The organism is Rhizobium croatiense (genome assembly GCF_019793465.1).
GTDB lineage: Bacteria > Pseudomonadota > Alphaproteobacteria > Rhizobiales > Rhizobiaceae > Rhizobium > Rhizobium croatiense.
This window is the reverse complement of record NZ_JAILYJ010000053.1, coordinates 1-892: the sequence shown is the minus strand read 5'-3', so window position 1 is coordinate 892 and position 892 is coordinate 1. Positions and strand designations below refer to the sequence as shown.

Below are 892 nucleotides of genomic sequence, written 5' to 3'. Positions count from 1 at the left end.
CAGGACACGGTTCTGCATCTGGCAGCGCAGGAAGGTTCGGTGGAAGACCTTGAGCTCGAGGACGTGCTCAAGGCCGGCTACAAAGGCATCAAGTGCGTGGAGTCCGGCGGTCCGGAACCGGGCGTCGGCTGCGCCGGGCGCGGCGTCATCACCTCGATCAATTTCCTTGAAGAGAACGGTGCATATGACGATGTCGACTACGTCTCCTATGACGTGCTCGGCGATGTGGTGTGCGGTGGCTTTGCGATGCCGATCCGTGAGAACAAGGCCCAGGAGATCTACATCGTGATGTCCGGCGAGATGATGGCGCTCTATGCCGCCAACAACATCGCCAAGGGCATCCTGAAATATGCCCATTCCGGCGGCGTGCGGCTCGGCGGCCTGATCTGTAACGAGCGCCAGACGGACCGCGAGCTCGACCTCTCCGAGGCGCTGGCTGCCAGGCTCAATTCCAAGCTCATCCACTTTGTGCCGCGTGACAACATCGTCCAGCACGCCGAGCTCAGGAAGATGACGGTGATCCAGTACGCGCCGGACTCCAAGCAGGCCGGGGAATATCGGGCGCTAGCCGAGAAGATCCATGCCAATTCGGGCCAAGGGACCATTCCGACCCCGATTACCATGGAAGAGCTCGAAGACATGCTGCTCGACTTCGGCATCATGAAGAGCGACGAGCAGATGCTGGCCGAACTACAGGCCAAGGAGTCAGCGGTGGTTGCGGCTCAATAACTGCCGCTGTCGACAGGACGCGCTGGCCCTTGCGCCAGCGCGTCCTTCCAAGAAAGCCGCTTCGGCGACGACGACCTAACCCGAACCTTGAAAGGGGGCAGGGGCCCATGAGCCTTGATTACGAGAATGACAGCGTTTTGCATGAACAGCTCATTGCGGAAGT

At 60.4% G+C, this 892-nt stretch carries 1 protein-coding gene; it reads left to right on the top strand.

What is annotated here, in order from left to right; translation table 11 throughout:
• The coding region (gene nifH, locus K6M89_RS30495) for a NifH family ATP-binding protein (protein WP_184351595.1) at nucleotides 1-729 on the top strand (729 nt) is incomplete at its 5' end.
• Nucleotides 730-892 lie beyond the last annotated feature (163 nt).